A 261-nucleotide genomic window follows, 5' to 3' on the forward strand; every position below is an offset into this window, starting at 1 on the left:
GATTAGTAAAGTATACAACACTTGAAAGAGAAGTAGAGGATATATGTGCAGCTATTAATTTTTTAAAAGCTCAACCTGAAGTAGATGCAGAAAAAATAGGACTAATCGGATGGGGAGTAGGAGGAGCAGTGTGTGTTGAAGCTGCAAGAAGAGAAAAATGTGTAAAAGTTCTTGCAACACTGAACTCATTTGTAAACGGAGTTCGTTGGATGAGAATGGGAATGGGAAATGACAAATACAATAGAATGTTAGAAATGTTAG

1 protein-coding gene is annotated in these 261 nt (G+C 36.0%); it reads left to right on the forward strand.

Annotated elements, in window-relative coordinates:
* Window positions 1-261: dienelactone hydrolase family protein (locus ACQ3F0_RS26895; protein ID WP_428868880.1), on the forward strand; the 261-nt coding region annotated here is incomplete at both ends.

This window comes from Clostridium sediminicola, assembly GCF_050402865.1.
Lineage (GTDB): Bacteria > Bacillota > Clostridia > Clostridiales > Clostridiaceae > Clostridium_AF > Clostridium_AF sediminicola.